Genomic DNA, 15,523 nt, shown 5'->3' on the forward strand with positions numbered 1-15,523 from the left:
TTTGTACAGTGCAGGCTTGATCAATTGAGCTTTGGCCATAGAGGTCAAGCGATAGCCAATGCTGCTGCAAGAGTACCTGAACGATACCCATGAGTTTGCGAGCCCCGAACAATGGGGTGTCGTTCAAAGCAACATACCCCAGCAGTGGATTGAACAGGCCTTGCAGATGACGGGTGTAGCCACGCTGCGCAAGCGGCGACTGCCCATGGAGCAGGCACTTTGGCTGGTATTGGGTGTGGCCTTGCTTAGAGACCGCTCCATCGTGAACGTGGCCGAGGTACTGGAGCTGGCACTGCCTGGGCAGCACAATGAACCCATCAGCTCCAGCGCGCTGAGCCAGGCGCGCCAACGGCTGGGCAGTGAGCCCCTGCAATGGCTGTTTCGCCACACTGCTGCCCATTGGGCGCACCAGCAGGCCGCTCGCCACCGCTGGCAAGGCTTGGCGCTGTACGCATTGGATGGCGTGGTCTGGCGTACCCCCGACACACAAGACAACCGCCAGCACTTTGGTTGCCAGCGCAACCACGCAGACCACCAAAGTCCCTTCCCCCTGGTGCGCATGGCCTGCTTGCTCGATGCCAGAGCTCGTTTATTGGTAGATGCCAGCCTGGATGCCTACGACACCAGTGAGTACGCATTGGCTGAACGCTTGTGGCCGAAGTTGCCGCCTGACTCGCTGGTGATTGTGGACAAAGGGTTTTACTCGGCAAGTCTGCTGTGGCCGCTGCAACACCGCCAGGGACGTCACTGGCTGATCCCTGCGCGTGCCGGACTCAGGGGCGAGGTGGTGCAAACGCATGGCCCTGGCGATGTGAGCTTGCGCATGAAGGTCTCGCCCCAAGCTCGCAAGAAAGACCCCGGCTTGCCGCTCACGTGGGAGGTGCGCGCCATCACCCGTGAACTCGATGGCAAACCCAGAACCTTGTTCACGTCCCTGATGGATCCGGCACGCTACAAGGCCGAGGAGGTGTTCGCGCTGTACCACGAACGCTGGGAGATTGAGCTGGCCTATGGAGAGATGAAGACGGACATGCTGGGCCAGGCGATGACGTTGCGCAGCCAGCAACCCGATGGGGTCAAGCAAGAGCTGTGGGCAACCTTGTTGATGTACAACCTGATCCGCTTGGAGATCACGCGCATCGCAGACGAGGCCAAAGTGCAGCCCTGTCGCATCAGCTTCATCACGGCGCTGCGCTACATCGTGGATGAGTGGCTGTGGAGTTCAGGATCACACACCCCTGGGGCCATCCCGGCCAAGCTTGCGGCCATGAGAAAGAACATCCGCCGCTTCGTGCTGCCGCCTCGCAGATCCCACAGGCGGTATCCGCGTGAGGTTCGTATGACCAAGACCCAGTATCCCGTCAAAAAAATGCCGCTCAGACTTAACTGAGCGGCATTGGCCCCAGGGGGCGGTTGCTGTGCGAATGCCAATCAGGCAGTGGCGTCAGACTTGCAACTCACGCTTTACAGCTTCGTGGTGGTGGTCTTGCAGGCGATCCTTGTGGCGCACCACTTGGCGGTCCAGCTTGTCTACGAGTTCATCCACAGCAGCGTACAGGTCTGAATGGGCGCTTTCTGCAAACAAATCGTTGCCTTTGACATGGATGTTGCATTCAGCACGTTGGCGCTTTTCCTTCTCCTTCTGTTTCTCTACTGTCAGCAGTACCTTGACGTCCACCACCTGGTCAAAGTGGCGAGTGATCCGATCGAGCTTGGTGGTGACGTAATTGCGCAAGGCAGGGGTAACTTCGAGGTGGTGCCCGCTGATCGTCAGATTCATAAATAGGTCTCCTGTGCTCTCGGTGAAACATATGCCGCACTGGATCAGAGTGGCGGCCCGGCGAACTGGATGCATCCGTTGGCGTGAGTTCACTATGCCTCTGCACCGTCTGAAATGCAATCCCATTCCGCTGTGCTGTGCCGGGTTATCAGGCCCAAGGTGCCAAACGCCAAAAAACCCCGCACAATGCTGAAGTCGGATCAAAACTGCACCGCCCACCGACCACTCGCGTCGTCACGCACCATCTCCCCCCGACACCCCACCCCGCACAGACCGCGCGCCACTGCAGCCGCTAGAGCAGGCAAGCCGCGTAAAATCTGGCCGCTTGTGATGCCAGCCCTCTGGGCGCCCGCAAGCTTGCCTTGCCTTCGTACGCCACGTTCCTGGCGCGTTGATTGCCACCATCGAAACCATGACCCAGCCCAGCAACCCCGCCCTGCACACCTCTGCCCTCACATCGCTGCCCCTGCTGGCTCGCGGCAAGGTGCGTGACAACTACGCCGTGGGCGACGACCGCATCCTCATGGTCGCCAGCGACCGCCTCTCGGCCTTTGACGTGATCATGGGCGAGCCCATCCCCGGCAAGGGCGAGCTGCTCACGCAGATGGCCCTGTTCTGGTTCGACAAGCTCGGCCACATCTGCCCCAACCACCTGACAGGCGATGCCCCGGAAAGCGTGGTCAAGCCCGAGGAAGTGGCCCAGGTGCGCGGCCGCTCGATGCTGGTGCAGCGCTTGAAGCCCATCCCGGTGGAGGCCGTGGTGCGCGGCTACCTGGCTGGCAGCGGCTGGAAGGAATACCAGGAAAGCCGCTCGGTCTGCGGCGTGCCGCTGCCCGAAGGCCTGACCAACGCGGCCAAGCTACCCGAGCCCATCTACACGCCCGCTGCCAAGGCAGCCGTGGGTGAGCACGACGAGAACATCACCTTCGAGCGCACCGTGGAGATGATTGGCCTGGACCTGGCCACCCGCATCCGCGACCTGAGCATCGCCATCTACAAGGCAGCGGCCGAGATTGCGCTGACCAAGGGCATGATCATTGCCGACACCAAGTTCGAGTTTGGCCTGGCCCCCGATGGCACGCTGGTGCTGATGGACGAGGTGCTCACGCCCGACAGCTCCCGCTACTGGCCCGTGGAAGGCTACGAAGCCGCCCTGGCCGCTGGTGCCAACCCCCCCAGCTACGACAAGCAGTTCGTGCGCGACTGGCTGGAGCAGGCCAAAGTGAACGGCAAGCCCTGGGACAAGACCGCCCCCGCGCCACGCCTGCCCCAGGAAGTGATCGCAAAAACGGCGGCCAAGTACCGCGAGGCGCTGGAGCGCCTCACCGCCTGACACTCATTAATTGATAGCATCTTGCGCTTTACTGGCGTGACTTCGTGGCCGATTTCTATTGGAATATAGCTACCAACAAGCGCCAGCCGCTTCTGATTTCATAGCACCAGCGCGCTGAAACCCGGCAACAAAAAAAGGAGGCGATGCCTCCTTTTTTTGTGAGCGCGCGGGCCAGACCGCAGGGGCTCAGTTCAGCGCCATGCTGAGCTTGCGACGGTAGGCGTTGAGCATGGCCGTGGTTTCGTCCTGCTCCACGGTGGTTTTGCCCACCAGTTCAATGCCTGCAGCCGTTTTGCCAGCCGCGGTGGGGTCAGGCTTGGGCTGGGGCGGAGTGAGCAGCTCCAGAATGGCCACATAGGTCTTGCGCGGCGCCTCGGCGTTCCAGGTCTTGTCGCGCATGATGATTTCCAGCAGCTCTTCCATGGCCGCCGCCCATTCGCCCTCGGCCATGAGCACGCGGGCCTTGGCAAAGCGGGTGTCGAAGTCGCGCTTGTTCTGGGCAATCAGGGCGTCAAATTGCTCCAGCGGCCAGTTGCCCCGGTCATCGTTCTGCACGAACTGCAGGGCATCGAGCCAGCGCCACAGCGCATCGAAGCGCAGCGGCTGGGGAATGCGCTTGAGGGGTTCCTGCAGCAGGGCGTCGGCCTCTTCGTAGCCGCCGGTGGCAATCAGCAGGCGCACGTAGTCAAAGCGGGCGTCGTCGTTGGTGGGGTCTGCGGCCAGGGCATCAGCCATCTTGGAAAGCGCCGCCTGGGTGTCGCCAGACTCCAGCAGTTCGTGGGCCTCGTCCACATCGGCCTCGGCCTCCAGCGCACCCTCGCTGGGCACATGCTTGTCGAGGAAGGCCCGCACCTGGCCCTCGGGTTGTGCGCCCATGAATCCGTCCACGGGCTGGCCGTTCTTGAGCAGCACGCAGGTGGGAATGCTGCGGATGCCGAACATGCCCGCCAGTTGCTGCTGCTGGTCCGAGTCGATCTTGGCCAGCTTGAAGCGGCCGGCGTATTCCACTTCGAGCTTTTCCAGCACCGGGCCCAGCGACTTGCAGGGGCCGCACCAAGGCGCCCAGAAGTCCACCAGCACGGGCACGGTCATCGAGGCGGCAACCACCTCGGTTTCAAAATTCTCTACGGTGATGTCGATCATGGGCAAAAAGCGGGCCGGCAGGGCAATGCCGCTCAGTTAAGTCTGAGCGGCATTTTTTTGACGGGATACTGGGTCTTGGTCATACGAACCTCACGCGGATACCGCCTGTGGGATCTGCGAGGCGGCAGCACGAAGCGGCGGATGTTCTTTCTCATGGCCGCAAGCTTGGCCGGGATGGCCCCAGGGGTGTGTGATCCTGAACTCCACAGCCACTCATCCACGATGTAGCGCAGCGCCGTGATGAAGCTGATGCGACAGGGCTGCACTTTGGCCTCGTCTGCGATGCGCGTGATCTCCAAGCGGATCAGGTTGTACATCAACAAGGTTGCCCACAGCTCTTGCTTGACCCCATCGGGTTGCTGGCTGCGCAACGTCATCGCCTGGCCCAGCATGTCCGTCTTCATCTCTCCATAGGCCAGCTCAATCTCCCAGCGTTCGTGGTACAGCGCGAACACCTCCTCGGCCTTGTAGCGTGCCGGATCCATCAGGGACGTGAACAAGGTTCTGGGTTTGCCATCGAGTTCACGGGTGATGGCGCGCACCTCCCACGTGAGCGGCAAGCCGGGGTCTTTCTTGCGAGCTTGGGGCGAGACCTTCATGCGCAAGCTCACATCGCCAGGGCCATGCGTTTGCACCACCTCGCCCCTGAGTCCGGCACGCGCAGGGATCAGCCAGTGACGTCCCTGGCGGTGTTGCAGCGGCCACAGCAGACTTGCCGAGTAAAACCCTTTGTCCACAATCACCAGCGAGTCAGGCGGCAACTTCGGCCACAAGCGTTCAGCCAATGCGTACTCACTGGTGTCGTAGGCATCCAGGCTGGCATCTACCAATAAACGAGCTCTGGCATCGAGCAAGCAGGCCATGCGCACCAGGGGGAAGGGACTTTGGTGGTCTGCGTGGTTGCGCTGGCAACCAAAGTGCTGGCGGTTGTCTTGTGTGTCGGGGGTACGCCAGACCACGCCATCCAATGCGTACAGCGCCAAGCCTTGCCAGCGGTGGCGAGCGGCCTGCTGGTGCGCCCAATGGGCAGCAGTGTGGCGAAACAGCCATTGCAGGGGCTCACTGCCCAGCCGTTGGCGCGCCTGGCTCAGCGCGCTGGAGCTGATGGGTTCATTGTGCTGCCCAGGCAGTGCCAGCTCCAGTACCTCGGCCACGTTCACGATGGAGCGGTCTCTAAGCAAGGCCACACCCAATACCAGCCAAAGTGCCTGCTCCATGGGCAGTCGCCGCTTGCGCAGCGTGGCTACACCCGTCATCTGCAAGGCCTGTTCAATCCACTGCTGGGGTATGTTGCTTTGAACGACACCCCATTGTTCGGGGCTCGCAAACTCATGGGTATCGTTCAGGTACTCTTGCAGCAGCATTGGCTATCGCTTGACCTCTATGGCCAAAGCTCAATTGATCAAGCCTGCACTGTACAAACAACAAAGACCCCGAAGGGCCTTTGCTTAACTTACTGGCATTGTGCCAATGCGGCCGTTTTTGCTATATTTTTCATAGCTACTACCGCTTATCTGCAGGGCGCTGGGTGCCCATTTGGTTCAAATCACTTCCACCCGGGGCCTGGGCAGGGTTTGCATTCAGGTCCAGCCGCTGCAAGCGCGGCACGCCCGCCAGCGCCTGCACCACGCGCTGGTCATGGGTGGCAATGACCAGGCTGGCGCCGCAGGTGGCGGCGCTGGTTTGCAACAGGGCCAGGGCATCGGCAGCGGCTTCGTCGTCAAGGCTGGCCGTGGGCTCGTCGGCCAGCAGCAGCTCTGGCTGCAGCAGTACGGCGCGGGCCAAGGCCACGCGCTGCGCCTGCCCGCCCGAGAGCTGGTGCGGTTTGCGCCCGGCCAGTTCGGCCACGCCCACCTGGGCCAGGGCCTGGGCAATGGCGGCATCGTCGCGCGGGCGGCCTGCGGCAAAGTAGGCCAGGGCCAGGTTGTCGGCCACCGTGAGGGCGCTGCTCAAATGCAGCTTTTGCGGCAAAAAGCCAATGCAGCGCGCACGCCAGGCGTCCAGCTCAGCCCCGCGCTGGGTGCCCAGCTGAATACCCGCCACAAACAGATCACCGCCCGTGGCAGCCCGAAGCCCCGCCACCAGCGCCAGCCAGGTGGATTTGCCCGCGCCCGATCGCCCCTGCAGCAGCAAGGTGCCGCCCTGCGGCAGATCTACATCGGCAAACTGCAACTGTGGCCCCGCGCCATAGCGGTAGGCCAGGCCCCGGGTGCGGATCATGCGGCGGCCTCGTTGGTGGGGTGGGCACAGCCCGCGCAACGGCCACGCACCGCAATGTCTACCGCCAGCCCCTCGTGCCCGGCCGAGGCCAGCGCCTGCAGCACTTCTTGCAGGGCCGACTGCACTGGCGCTGCGCTTTGCGACAGGCGAAACTGCTGGTGGCAGTCGTCGCACTCAAAGCGAGGGGCTGCGCCCTCTTCCCCCTGCGGTGCCAGCGCATAGCGCATCACACGCGCGGCATCGACCTGCTTGTGCAGCAGGCCTGCAGCGGCAAAGCGGTCGAGCATGCGGTACACCGTGACGCGATTGACCGGGGCGCCCGCAGCGGCCAGGGCGGCTTCCACCTCGGCCTCCGACAAGGCGGCGTGGGGGCGCTCGTGGTACAGCCGCTCCAGCGCCCGGGTGGCCCGGGTGGCGCGCATGCCCGGCGGCAAAGCCCAGGCCAGGGGCTGGTCACTAGAGGAGTTGGCGGTGGAAGGCATGGTGGATTGCAGCGCCCATTCGAGCGGCATTTAACGCAAATGGATTGCATTATGCACAACCCACTGACCACAAGCCCCTTTGCGCGCGGCCCATACCCCCCCCACTGCAGGACATGAGTCTCGGCGGCCGGTTGTTCTGCGCTCCGCCTGCGCAAAACCTGAACGACCTCAGCCTTTCAGATAGCGCGCAAACGTCTTGCGGAATTTCTCGACCTTGGGGCCCACCACAAATGCGCAGTACCCGGCGTGAGGGTGGTTCGCAAAGTAATCCTGGTGATAGGCCTCGGCCGTGCTGTAGTTGGAAAGCTGCGCCACTTCGGTGGTGATGGGGGCGCTGAACAGCTTGTCTTGCGACATCTGGCGGATCATGGCGTTGGCCACTTCGCCATGCTCGGGCTGGTCGTAGTAGATGCCGCTGCGGTACTGCGTGCCCACATCGTTGCCCTGGCGGTTCAGGGTGGTCGGGTCGTGGGTATGGAAGAAGATTTCCAGGATCTCCTCCAGGCTGATTTCGTCAGCATCAAACGTCAGGCGCACTACCTCGGCATGGCCTGTGTCGCCCTGGCAGATCTGCTCGTAAGTGGGATTGACGGTGTGGCCATTGGTGTAGCCACTTTCCACGTCGGTAATGCCGCGCACACGGTCAAACACCGCCTCGGTGCACCAGAAGCAGCCGCCGCCCAAAGTGATGGTTTGCAAGTTCATGGGTGTTGATTCCTTTGCGGCCCATTATTCCGCGCGACCATAACCCTTGGGGCGAGTGCAATTGACCTGCGCCCCACGACAACGGACTCGCCAGGCAGCACTGCTTGTCCCAGCGCATTGACTGCCAGAGGTCTGGTTGCTACATTACTAACCAGTCAGTCAGTAACAATGTCACAAAACACACCCCACAACCCCTTGACCAACGAAGCGGCCCCCAAGCGCAGCCGGCGCAAAGAAGCGCGCCCCGGCGAATTACTGGAAGCGGCGCTGGACCTGTTCGTGGAAAAAGGCTTTGCCGCCACGCGGGTGGACGATGTCGCTGCGCGTGCGGGGGTCTCCAAGGGCACGCTGTTTCTGTACTTCCCCAGCAAGGAAGAGCTGTTCAAGGCCGTGGTGCGCGAGAACATCGTCGGCCGCTTTACTGAATGGAACAACGCGCTGGAATCGTTCGTGGGCAACACCAGCGAAGTGCTGACCTACTGCTACCAGGTGTGGTGGGAGCGCATTGGCGCCACCAAGGCGTCTGGCATCACCAAGCTGATGTTCAGCGAGGCGCAGAACTTCCCGGAGATTGCGCAGTTCTACCAGCAAGAGGTGATCCTGCCCGGCCGCGCGCTCATCCGGCGCATCCTGCAACGCGGTATGGAGCGGGGAGAGTTTCGCCAAATGGATCTTGAATACGGCACCTACATCGTGCTGGCGCCCATGATGTTCCTCATGCTGTGGAACAACTCCATGGGCCCTTGCTCTTTGCCCGACGAAGTCTTCACCCCCGAGCAGTACATCCGCACGCAGATCGACAACATCCTCCACGGCCTGTGCGTTCGCCCTGCCGCTGGTGCAACACCCCCACCCTCTCAAAACCCATGAAACGCTGGATCACCTGGACGGCCCTCGGCTTGGTTGTTGTGCTGATGGGCTGGGGCGTGTGGCGCACGCTGGCCGCACGGCAAGTGGAAAAACAGGCGCTGGCTGAAGCCACCACTTCACGGGAGCAAGCGCCGCTGCAACTGGCCGAAGGCGAGATGATCACGGTGCAGCAACGCACTCTGGAGCTGGGCGTTCCCATCTCGGGCGCGCTGCGCGCAGTGGATTCGGCCATGATCAAGGCGCGGGTGGCGGGAGAGATTCAAAGCCTCACGCTGCGCGAGGGCGACAGCGTGCGCGCTGGCCAGGTGGTGGCGCGCATTGACCCCACCGAAGCCCAGGCACGCCTGCGCCAGGCCCAGCAGCAGGCCGATGCTGCCAAGGCGCAGGTAGACATCAACCAGCGCCAGCTGGACAACAACAAAGCCCTGGTAGACCAGGGCTTTATCTCTGCCACCGCACTCGTCAATTCGCAAGCCAGCCTGCAAGCGGCGCAAGCTACCTACCAGGCAGCCCGCGCTGCCGCTGACGTGGCGCGCAAGGCGCTGGACGACACGGTGCTGCGCAGCCCCATTTCTGGGCAGGTGGCGCAGCGACTGGCGCAACCGGGCGAGCGTGTGGGGGTCGATGGGCGTGTGCTGGAGGTGGTAGACCCCAGCCGTCTGGAGCTGGAAGCCCTGCTCAGCCCCGCAGATTCGCTGCCCGTGCGCGTCGGCCAGAAGGCGCGGCTTCAGCTCGAAGGATCCAGCCAGGACGTGACCGCCACCGTGGTTCGCATCAACCCCAGTGCACAGGGTGGCAGCCGCACGGTGCCGGTGTACCTGCGCGTGGATACCGCATCAGCATCGCAGTTGCGCCAGGGGATGTTTGTGCAGGGCTTGCTGAGCACCGGCCAGACGCAGGTACTGGCGGTAGAGCTGGATGCCGTGCGCACCGACAAGCCTCGCCCCTATGTGCAGGCCGTTCAGAATGGCCGCATCGCACACCTGCCCGTCACCCCAGGCATGCGCGCCGTGGTACAGGGACAGACGCTCGTGGCCATTGAAGGCGTGCCCGCAGGCACCGCGGTGGTGGCGGGGCGGCTGGGAACATTGCGCGAAGGCACGGCGGTGGCTGCACCGGCTGCACAGGTGGCGGCACCCGCAATGCCGTCAGCGCCCGCCCTGCCCGCTTCTGGTGCGGCCCAGTAACCGCAGGCCTCAGGTATGTGGTTCACCCAAGTCAGCCTGAAGAACCCGGTGTTTGCCACGATGGTGATGCTTGCCATCGTGGTGCTGGGCCTGTTTTCTTACCAACGCCTCAAGGTCGATCAGTTTCCCAACATCGACTTCCCGGTGGTGGTCGTGACGGTGGACTACCCGGGCGCCTCCCCCGAGATTGTCGAGAGCGAAGTCACCAAGAAGATTGAAGAAGGCGTCAACTCCATCGCAGGCATCAACGCCCTTACCTCGCGCAGCTACGAGGGCACAGCGGTAGTGATCATCGAGTTCCAGCTGCACATTGACGGACGCAAGGCCGCCGAAGATGTGCGCGAGAAAGTGGCCACCGTGCGCCCCAACCTGCGCACCGAGGTGAAAGAGCCCCGGGTTCTGCGCTTTGACCCGGCCAGCCGCCCCGTGTGGTCCCTCGCCGTGCTGCCCGATGAGCAAGCCAGTGCAAACGCCAATACGGCAGCGCCTTCCGCTGTGGAGCTGACGACCTGGGCCGAGCAGGTGCTGAAAAAACGCCTGGAAAACGTGCGCGGTGTGGGCGCGGTGAACCTGGTGGGCGCCACCAAGCGCGAAATCAACATCTACCTGAACCCGCAGGCGCTGGAGACCTACGGCGTCACGCCCGAGCAGGTGGTTTCTGCCGTGCGCAACGAAAACCAGGACCTGCCCGTGGGCGCCATCCGCTCGCTGGCCCAGGAACGCGTGGTGCAGATCGATGCCCGCATGCAGCGCCCCGAAGACTTTGGCCGCATCATCGTGGCTCGCAAGGGTGCTGCGTCGGCAGGCCAGGTGGGGCCCAGTGCGCCCATCCGCCTTGACCAGGTGGCGCGGGTGAACGATGGCGCGCAGGAGGTGGAAAGCCTCGCTCTCTACAACGGCCAGCGCACGCTGCTGCTGTCGGTGCAAAAAGCACAAGGCGACAACACCATTGAAGTGGTGGATGGCCTGAACGCTGCCGTGGTGGACATCCGCAAGCTACTGCCACCAGGCGTGCGGCTGGAAGTGATCAGCGACAGCTCCCGCCCCATCCGCGTGGCGGTGACGAATGTGCGCCAGACCCTGATCGAGGGCGCCGTACTCACGGTGCTCATCGTGTTCCTGTTCCTGAACTCCTGGCGCTCCACGGTGATCACGGGGCTGACGCTGCCGATTGCACTGATCGGCACCTTCCTGTTCATGAACATGTTTGGCTTCACCATCAACATGATCACGCTGATGGCGCTGAGCCTGTGTGTGGGCCTTCTGATCGACGATGCCATTGTGGTGCGCGAAAACATCGTGCGCCATGTGCAGATGGGCAAAGGCGCTTACGCGGCAGCCATGGACGGCACACAGGAAATTGGCCTAGCGGTGCTGGCCACCACCCTGTCCATCGTGGCAGTGTTCATGCCGATTGGCTTCATGGGCGGCATCATTGGCAAGTTCTTCCACGAGTTCGGCATCACCATCGTGGCCGCGGTGATGATCTCGATGTTCGTGAGCTTCACGCTCGACCCCATGCTCTCCAGCGTCTGGCACGACCCGAGCATCCACGCTCATGGCCAGCGCACCGAGCCTGTCACCTTCTACGACAAGACCATTGGCCGGGTCACCGGCTGGTTTGACCGCGCGACCGATTCACTGGCCGAGGGCTACCAGCGCATCCTGCGCTGGTCGCTGGTACACAAGCTGGCCACGCTGTTCATTGCGCTGGGCATCTTCGTTCTGAGCATTTTCATGGTGCCGCTGCTGGGCACCGAGTTCGTGCCCAAAGCCGACTTTTCCGAGACCACCGTCAATTTCTACACCCCCGTGGGCTCCTCGCTGGAGGCCACCGAGGCCAAGGCGAAGCAGGTGGAAGGCATCTTGCGCGAGCTGCCGGAAGTGCGCTACACGCTGGCCACCATCAACACAGGCACGGCCCAAGGGAAGATGTACGCCAGCATCTACGTGCGCCTGGTGGACCGCAAGGACCGCAGCCGCAGTGTGGACGCGATGTCCACCGTGCTGCGCGAACGCCTGCAGCGCGTGCCCGGCATTACCGTCACCCACGTGGGGCTGCTGGACCCAGTGGGCGGGCAAAAGCAGATTGAGTTCTCGCTGCAGGGGCCAGACCTTCGGGAACTGGAGCGCCTGACGGCCGAGGTGAGCGAAAAAATCCGCCACGTCCCCGGCCTGGTGGACCTGGACAGCAGCGCCAAGCCCGACAAGCCCGTGATCGCCCTGGAGGTCAAGCGCGATGTGGCTTCGGACCTGGGCCTTTCCGTGGCGCAAATGGCCACGTCGCTGCGCACGCTGGTGGCAGGCACCACGGTGGGCAACTGGCGCGCGCCCGATGACCAGACTTACGACGTCAACGTGCGCCTGGCACCTGAGTCGCGCACCGCTCCGCAAGACCTGGAACGCCTGCCCTTCGCCCTGAGCGCTGCCGATGGCACCACGCGGATCGTGCGGTTGAACCAGGTGGCCCAGGTGAGCGAATCCACCGGCGCCAACCAGATCAACCGGCGGGACCTGACGCGCGAGGTGGCCGTGAATGCCAACGTGGCACAACGCTCTGCCGGCGAGGTGTCGGCAGACATCCACAAGGCGCTTGACAGCGTAGTCTTCCCCCCAGGCTACCGCTACCAGTTTGGTGGCTCCACCAAGAACATGGCCGAGTCGTTTGGCTACGCCATCTCGGCCCTGGTCATGGCCATCATCTTCATCTACATGATTCTGGCCAGCCAGTTCAAGAGTTTCTTGCAGCCACTCGCTCTCATGACCTCGCTGCCCCTCACGCTCATCGGGGTGGTGCTGGCGCTGCTCATGTTCCGCTCCACGCTTTCCATGTTCTCCATCATCGGCGTGGTGATGCTGATGGGCCTGGTCACCAAAAATGCCATCCTGCTGGTGGACTTCGCCATCCGCGCCCGCGAAGAGCATGTCAATGACGCAGGCCAGACCGTGCCCGGCCTGCCCCGTGCCGAGGCCCTGCTGCTGGCTGCGCGCGTGCGACTGCGCCCCATCCTCATGACCACGCTGGCCATGATTTTCGGCATGGTGCCCCTGGCGTTTGCCCTTTCCGAAGGGTCCGAGCAGCGCGCGCCCATGGGCCAGGCGGTGATTGGGGGCGTCATTACCTCCTCGCTGTTGACGCTGGTGGTGGTGCCCGTGGTGTATTGCTACATGGATGACCTGGCGCGCTGGGCCCTTGGCAAGATGGGACGCGGCCACAGCACGTCTGGGCCATCTAAAATTCGGGGTTTGTCCTGACCCGCACTCCCACTGGAGACCTTCGATGAATTTGCCACTGAACACGTCCGCCAACATCAGCGACCCCGTCGCCCAGGCCCGCTACAACATGATCGAGCAACAGATCCGGCCCTGGAACGTGCTGGATGCCGACGTGCTGGAGCTGCTGTCCGTCGTGCGCCGCGAAGACTTTGTGCCAGCCGCTTACCGCAGCCTGGCATTCGCTGACATCGAAGTACCCCTGCTGGGCAACGACGCGGAAGAGGCCGTGCGCCAAGGTCACACCATGCTGCAGCCCCGCGTGGAAGCCCGCATCCTGCAAGACCTGCGCGTTCAGCCCACCGACCGTGTGCTGGAAATTGGCGCAGGCTCTGGCTACATGGCGGCCCTGCTGGCCCACCGGGCCGAGCGCGTGGTGTCCCTCGAAATCAACCCCACGCTGGCCAGCATGGCCCGTGAAAACCTGCGCAACGCTGGCATTCAGAACGCCGAAGTGCGCCAGGGTGACGGCGCCCGTGATGCCGTGCCAGACGGCCCCTTTGATGTGATCGTGCTGAGCGGCTCGGTCGCGCAAGTGCCCCAAAACCTGCTGTCCCTGCTGCGCGACGGCGGCCGCCTGGGCGCCATCGTGGGCTCTGAGCCCGTGATGCGCTTCACCGTGACCCAGCGCAAGGGCGACCGGTTTGAAACCACTTCCCCCTGGGACACCATCGCCCCCCGCCTGGTGAACTTCCCCGAGCCCTCGAACTTCTCGTTCTAAACCCTGTCTTCGGAGTTCTGCATGATCACTCGCGTCCGCCCAGCCCAACTCGCTGCCTGGTTTGCCGCCAACGCCGCCGGCACCCAGCCCCTGGTACTGGACGTGCGTGAGCCCTGGGAACTGCAAACCGCCAGTGTGCGGGCCGAGGGGTTTGAGCTCAGAGCCATCCCCATGGGAGAAATCCCCACCCGCCTGGGCGAATTGCCCAAGGACCAGCCCATTGCCTGCCTGTGCCACCACGGCATGCGCAGCATGAACGTGGCGGCTTTCCTGGAGCAACACGGGTTTGAACACTTGGCCAATATTTCAGGGGGCATCGATGCCTGGTCGGCAGAAGTCGACCCCGCAGTGCCCCGCTACTGATGGTTTGGCCCTGGTGCCAGCAGTTTCCACCCCTTTTGTGCAGACACTCTGAGGACCTTCATGACCGCTTTTCGGCCCACTCACCTGACCCTGGCGCTCGGCGCCGCCTTGAGCGCCCTGCTCTGCGCGCCTGTGCACGCGCAGAGCCTCATGGAGCTGGTGGAATCTGCCCGCACTTATGACACCACCTGGCAGGCCGCCCGCGCTCAGCTGGAAGCCGCCGCCCGCCGCGCTGACCAGGCCCAGGCCGGGCTGCGCCCCAGCGCCGCCCTCACCTCGGGGGTGACGCGCGCGCAAACCGACGTCAGCCGCCCTGACGTGGAACGCACCGCCAACACCCAGACGCTGGGCGTGAACGCATCGCAGCCGCTGTACCGCCCCGCCAACCGCATTGCCGTGGAACAAGGCGAGCGCGGCGTGGACGTGGCCCAGGCACAACTGGACGCGGCGACCCAGGACCTGCTGGTGCGCGTAAGCCAGGCCTACTTTGATGTACTAGCAGCGCAAGACACGCTGACCTTCGTGCAGGCCCAGAAAACCGCAGTGTCTGAACAACTGGCCTCGGCCAAGCGCAACTTCGAGGTGGGCACCTCCACCGTGACTGACTCGCGCGAAGCCCAGGCCCGCTACGACCTGGTGATTGCGCAAGAAATTGCGGCTGAAAACGACCTGCGCGTGAAAAAACTGGCGCTCGACCAACTGGTGGGCGTGGCCAACGCGCAGCCCGTGCCACTGGCCCAGCCTGTGCCCCTGCCCCGGGTCGAGCCAGCCAACGTGGATTACTGGGTCGAGACCGCTCGGGCACAGCAGCCCGGCGTGCGGCAGGCCGCCATCGCACTCGACATTGCGCGCCTGGAAACCAAAAAGGCCGAAACCGGCCACCGCCCCACGGTGGACCTGCAGGCCGGCTATAACATCACGCGCAACCCCAATGGCACCCTGACCGCCCCCGGCGTGAACAGCCGCACCAACGTGGCCAGCATCGGCGTGGCCAGCATCGGCGTGGCCAGCATCGGCGTGGCGCTCAACCTGCCGCTGTTTGCCGGTTTTGCGGTGCAAAACCGCGTGAAGGAAACCCTGGCGCTGGAAACCAAGGCCGAAGCCGATCTGGAAACCGCCCGCCGCAATGTGGCCCAGGCCACACGCTCGGCCTTCTTCGGCGTGCAGTCTGGCCAAGGCCAGGTGCAGGCGCTGGAAGCGGCCGAAGCCTCCAGCCAGAGCGCGCTCGATGCCAACAAGCTCGGCTACCAGGTGGGCGTGCGCATCAACATTGACGTGCTCAATGCTCAGAGCCAGCTCTACCAGACCAAGCGCGACCTGGCCCAGGCCCGCTACAACGTGCTGCTGGGCACGCTCAAGCTGCGCCAGGCGGCAGGCACCTTGGGCCTGGAAGACGTGCAACGCATCAACAGCCTGCTAGCCCCCGCCAAGCAGCCCTGAGCGGAC

General features: G+C 63.6%; 14 protein-coding genes. 8 read left to right on the top strand and 6 right to left on the bottom strand.

Going from position 1 to position 15,523, the window contains the following annotated elements:
• The first annotated feature begins 58 nt into the window (after positions 1 to 58).
• A complete protein-coding gene (locus BDD18_RS00590) occupies positions 59 to 1,390 on the top strand; it encodes an IS4 family transposase (RefSeq protein ID WP_125958944.1) in 1,332 nt (443 codons plus the stop codon).
• A 54-nt stretch (positions 1,391 to 1,444) separates the two neighbouring features.
• On the opposite strand, the gene hpf is transcribed toward BDD18_RS00590, so the two are convergent.
• Positions 1,445 to 1,780, bottom strand: coding sequence for a ribosome hibernation-promoting factor, HPF/YfiA family (hpf, locus tag BDD18_RS00595; RefSeq protein ID WP_044399058.1), 336 nt, complete (start codon positions 1,778 to 1,780; stop codon positions 1,445 to 1,447).
• Positions 1,781 to 2,192: 412 nt separating this feature from the next.
• Between hpf and BDD18_RS00600 the strand changes: the two genes are divergently transcribed.
• Positions 2,193 to 3,113, top strand: coding sequence for a phosphoribosylaminoimidazolesuccinocarboxamide synthase (locus BDD18_RS00600; protein ID WP_044399082.1), 921 nt, complete (start codon positions 2,193 to 2,195; stop codon positions 3,111 to 3,113).
• A 186-nt stretch (positions 3,114 to 3,299) separates the two neighbouring features.
• Here BDD18_RS00600 and trxA read toward each other — a convergent pair whose 3' ends face one another.
• The 5 genes from trxA to msrA all read right to left on the bottom strand — a co-directional run bounded on the left by trxA (position 3,300) and on the right by msrA (position 7,663).
• The gene (gene trxA / locus BDD18_RS00605; protein ID WP_142080794.1) at positions 3,300 to 4,256 is read right to left on the bottom strand and encodes a thioredoxin; all 957 of its coding nucleotides are present in this window, start codon (positions 4,254 to 4,256) and stop codon (positions 3,300 to 3,302) included.
• A gap of 32 nt (positions 4,257 to 4,288) precedes the next feature.
• Positions 4,289 to 5,620: an IS4 family transposase gene (locus BDD18_RS00610; RefSeq protein WP_125958944.1), complete on the bottom strand. Its 1,332-nt coding sequence runs from the start codon at positions 5,618 to 5,620 to the stop codon at positions 4,289 to 4,291.
• A 139-nt stretch (positions 5,621 to 5,759) separates the two neighbouring features.
• On the bottom strand, positions 5,760 to 6,476 hold the full coding sequence (locus tag BDD18_RS00615; RefSeq protein WP_142080796.1) for an ABC transporter ATP-binding protein: 717 nt from the start codon (positions 6,474 to 6,476) through the stop codon (positions 5,760 to 5,762).
• Entirely contained in the window at positions 6,473 to 6,898 is a 426-nt protein-coding gene (locus BDD18_RS00620) for a Fur family transcriptional regulator (protein WP_142082453.1), read from the bottom strand. Before BDD18_RS00620 ends, BDD18_RS00615 begins: the two co-directional genes overlap by 4 nt.
• 228 nt (positions 6,899 to 7,126) lie before the next feature.
• Positions 7,127 to 7,663 carry a peptide-methionine (S)-S-oxide reductase MsrA gene (gene msrA / locus BDD18_RS00625; protein WP_142080798.1) on the bottom strand — a complete coding sequence of 179 codons (537 nt, stop codon included), beginning with the start codon at positions 7,661 to 7,663 and terminating at the stop codon, positions 7,127 to 7,129.
• A gap of 168 nt (positions 7,664 to 7,831) precedes the next feature.
• Here msrA and BDD18_RS00630 point away from each other — a divergent pair, with 168 nt between their 5' ends.
• Genes BDD18_RS00630 through BDD18_RS00655 form a run of 6 tightly spaced genes read left to right on the top strand, consistent with a single transcriptional unit; the run spans position 7,832 to position 15,517 of the window.
• On the top strand, positions 7,832 to 8,533 hold the full coding sequence (locus tag BDD18_RS00630) for a TetR/AcrR family transcriptional regulator (RefSeq protein WP_142080801.1): 702 nt from the start codon (positions 7,832 to 7,834) through the stop codon (positions 8,531 to 8,533).
• Positions 8,530 to 9,720, top strand: coding sequence for an efflux RND transporter periplasmic adaptor subunit (locus BDD18_RS00635; RefSeq protein WP_066693139.1), 1,191 nt, complete (start codon positions 8,530 to 8,532; stop codon positions 9,718 to 9,720). The genes BDD18_RS00630 and BDD18_RS00635 overlap by 4 nt, the downstream gene beginning before the upstream one ends.
• A 15-nt stretch (positions 9,721 to 9,735) precedes the next feature.
• Entirely contained in the window at positions 9,736 to 12,975 is a 3,240-nt protein-coding gene (locus BDD18_RS00640) for an efflux RND transporter permease subunit (RefSeq protein ID WP_142080803.1), read from the top strand.
• 25 nt (positions 12,976 to 13,000) lie between these two features.
• Entirely contained in the window at positions 13,001 to 13,714 is a 714-nt protein-coding gene (locus tag BDD18_RS00645; RefSeq protein ID WP_066783935.1) for a protein-L-isoaspartate O-methyltransferase family protein, read from the top strand.
• 21 nt (positions 13,715 to 13,735) lie between these two features.
• Positions 13,736 to 14,077, top strand: a complete 342-nt coding sequence (locus BDD18_RS00650; protein ID WP_066691022.1) for a rhodanese-like domain-containing protein — start codon at positions 13,736 to 13,738, stop codon at positions 14,075 to 14,077.
• Between the two features lie 60 nt (positions 14,078 to 14,137).
• On the top strand, positions 14,138 to 15,517 hold the full coding sequence (locus BDD18_RS00655; protein ID WP_067512755.1) for a TolC family outer membrane protein: 1,380 nt from the start codon (positions 14,138 to 14,140) through the stop codon (positions 15,515 to 15,517).
• Positions 15,518 to 15,523 lie beyond the last annotated feature (6 nt).

The organism is Acidovorax temperans, assembly GCF_006716905.1.
In the GTDB taxonomy this organism is placed as follows: Bacteria; Pseudomonadota; Gammaproteobacteria; order Burkholderiales; family Burkholderiaceae_C; genus Acidovorax; species Acidovorax temperans.

Coding starts and splice junctions, on each gene's coding strand:
- BDD18_RS00645 (WP_066783935.1), top strand. CDS start 13,001: ATGAATTTGCCACTGAACACGTCCGCCAACATCAGCGACCCCGTCGCC.
- BDD18_RS00600 (WP_044399082.1), top strand. CDS start 2,193: ATGACCCAGCCCAGCAACCCCGCCCTGCACACCTCTGCCCTCACATCG.
- BDD18_RS00650 (WP_066691022.1), top strand. CDS start 13,736: ATGATCACTCGCGTCCGCCCAGCCCAACTCGCTGCCTGGTTTGCCGCC.
- BDD18_RS00615 (WP_142080796.1), bottom strand. CDS start 6,476: ATGATCCGCACCCGGGGCCTGGCCTACCGCTATGGCGCGGGGCCACAG.
- BDD18_RS00590 (WP_125958944.1), top strand. CDS start 59: ATGCTGCTGCAAGAGTACCTGAACGATACCCATGAGTTTGCGAGCCCC.
- BDD18_RS00630 (WP_142080801.1), top strand. CDS start 7,832: ATGTCACAAAACACACCCCACAACCCCTTGACCAACGAAGCGGCCCCC.
- BDD18_RS00610 (WP_125958944.1), bottom strand. CDS start 5,620: ATGCTGCTGCAAGAGTACCTGAACGATACCCATGAGTTTGCGAGCCCC.
- BDD18_RS00635 (WP_066693139.1), top strand. CDS start 8,530: ATGAAACGCTGGATCACCTGGACGGCCCTCGGCTTGGTTGTTGTGCTG.
- BDD18_RS00640 (WP_142080803.1), top strand. CDS start 9,736: ATGTGGTTCACCCAAGTCAGCCTGAAGAACCCGGTGTTTGCCACGATG.
- BDD18_RS00655 (WP_067512755.1), top strand. CDS start 14,138: ATGACCGCTTTTCGGCCCACTCACCTGACCCTGGCGCTCGGCGCCGCC.
- trxA (WP_142080794.1), bottom strand. CDS start 4,256: ATGATCGACATCACCGTAGAGAATTTTGAAACCGAGGTGGTTGCCGCC.
- msrA (WP_142080798.1), bottom strand. CDS start 7,663: ATGAACTTGCAAACCATCACTTTGGGCGGCGGCTGCTTCTGGTGCACC.
- BDD18_RS00620 (WP_142082453.1), bottom strand. CDS start 6,898: ATGCGCGCCACCCGGGCCACCCGGGCGCTGGAGCGGCTGTACCACGAG.
- hpf (WP_044399058.1), bottom strand. CDS start 1,780: ATGAATCTGACGATCAGCGGGCACCACCTCGAAGTTACCCCTGCCTTG.